This is a genomic window from Pseudomonas sp. NPDC087639 (assembly GCF_044743385.1).
GTDB lineage: Bacteria > Pseudomonadota > Gammaproteobacteria > Pseudomonadales > Pseudomonadaceae > Aquipseudomonas.
Window position 1 is genome coordinate 1 of the sequence record NZ_JBIUWI010000164.1, and the last position, 2,193, is coordinate 2,193.

Sequence of the window (2,193 nt, forward strand, 5' to 3'; positions counted from 1 at the left end):
GGGCCGGGGCGATCTGGTGGTTCAGCAAGGCGTCGACCCTCAGGACCTGGTCGGCCAGCACGCTGCCTTGTTCGCGGATTTTCGGGTGCAATGCTTCCATGAAGCTGGCCTCATTTGGCGCTTTGTGCGCCGAAGGTCTAGTAAAAAGTGGTCAATTCTAGCGCTTTAACATCGCGCGTATATCGGCCAATGCGTTGTTGCCGCGCACGGCTTTGACTTCGGTCGGTGTGTCGTCGTTGCCTTCCCACGCCAGATCGTCCGGCGGCAGCTCATCGAGGAAGCGGCTCGGCGCGCAATCGATGATCTCGCCGTACTGTTTGCGCTTGGCGGCAAAGGTGAAGGCCAGGGTCTGACGCGCGCGGGTAATGCCCACGTAGGCCAGACGGCGCTCCTCTTCGATGGTGTCGGCTTCGATGCTGGAGCGGTGCGGGAGGATTTCCTCTTCCATGCCCATGATGAACACGTAAGGGAATTCCAGCCCCTTGGACGCATGCAGCGTCATCATCTGCACGCCTTCGGCGCCGTCCTCTTCTTCCTGCTGACGTTCCAGCATGTCGCGCAGGACCAGTTTGCCGATGGCGTCCTCGACGGTCATTTCGCCTTCTTCGTCCTTCTCGAGGGTGTTTTTCAACGCCTCGATCAGGAACCAGACGTTGCTCATCCGGTAATCGGCAGCCTTGTCGCTGGAGCTGTTGGTGCGCAGCCAGTTCTCGTAGTCGATGTCCATGACCATGCTGCGCAGCGCCGAGATCGGGTCTTCGCCGGCGCACTGCTCCCGGACCTTGTCCATGAAGCGCTTGAAGCGCGACAGGCGATCGGTGAAACGGCTGTCCAGATGTTCGCCCAGACCGATTTCATCGGTGGCGGCGTACATCGAGATCTTGCGTTCGGTGGCGTAGTTGCCGAGTTTTTCCAAGGTGGTCGAGCCGATCTCGCGGCGCGGCACGTTGATCACCCGCAGGAAGGCATTGTCGTCGTCCGGGTTCACGATCAGGCGGAAGTAAGCCATCAGGTCCTTCACTTCCTGACGGCCGAAGAAGCTGTTGCCGCCGCTCAGGCGATACGGCACCTGGTGATGCTGCAACTTCAGCTCGATCAGTTTGGCCTGGTAGTTACCGCGATAGAGGATCGCAAAATCGCTGTACGGCCGGTCGGTGCGCAAGTGCAGGCTGAGGATTTCCATGGCCACGCGCTCGGCTTCGGCGTCCTCGTTGCGGCAGCGGATCACGCGGATCTCGTCGCCGTGGCCCATCTCACTCAACAGCTGCTTTTAGAAATCGTGCGGGTTGTTCGAGATCAGCACGTTGGCGCAGCGCAGGATGCGGCTGGAGTAGCGGTAGTTTTGCTCCAGCATCACCACTTTCAGGGACGGATAGTCGTCCTTGAGCAGCATCAGGTTTTCCGGCCGCGCGCCGCGCCAGGCGTAGATCGACTGGTCGTCGTCGCCCACCACGGTGAATTGATTGCGCTTGCCGATGAGCATTTTCACCAGCAGGTATTGGCTGGCGTTGGTGTCCTGGTATTCGTCGACGAGCAGATAGCGAACCTTGTTCTGCCACTTTTCGAGAATGTCGGCGTGCTCTTCGAAGAGTTTTACCGGCAGCAGGATCAGGTCGTCGAAGTCCACCGCGTTGAACGCCTTGAGCGTGCGCTGATAGTGGGTGTAGACGATGGCGGCGGTCTGCTCCTTCGGGTTGCGCGCGTTCTCCAGCGCCTGAGGCGGCAGGATCAGGTCGTTTTTCCAGGCGCCGATCATGTTCTTGATCTCGTCGACGCCGTCGTCGCCCGCGTATTCCTTCTGCATGATGTCGGTCATCAGCGCCTTGACATCCGTCTCGTCAAAGATCGAGAAACCGGGTTTGTAGCCCAGGCGCACGTGTTCCTTGCGGATGATGTTCAGGCCCAGGTTGTGGAAGGTGCAGACCGTCAGGCCGCGTCCTTCGCCGGCACGCAGGAGGGTGCCGACCCGTTCCTTCATCTCGCGCGCGGCCTTGTTGGTAAAGGTCATGGCGACGATGTACTGGGCGCGGATGCCGCAGTTCTGGATCAGGTGCGCGATTTTGCGCGTGATCACGCTGGTCTTGCCGGAGCCAGCACCGGCGAGCACCAATAGAGGGCCGCCGACGTAGTTCACGGCTTCTTGCTGCCGGGGATTGAGTCGGGACATACGAACATTCGGGAGTGGTTGGGGTG

2 pseudogenes are annotated in these 2,193 nt (G+C 60.2%); both read right to left on the minus strand.

The window, feature by feature from the left end:
• Nucleotides 1–100, minus strand: a pseudogene (locus ACIOVB_RS27510) (xanthine phosphoribosyltransferase); the annotation flags it as partial.
• Nucleotides 101–157: 57 nt separating this feature from the next.
• Nucleotides 158–2,167: pseudogene (gene rep, locus ACIOVB_RS27515) on the minus strand (DNA helicase Rep).
• Nucleotides 2,168–2,193 lie beyond the last annotated feature (26 nt).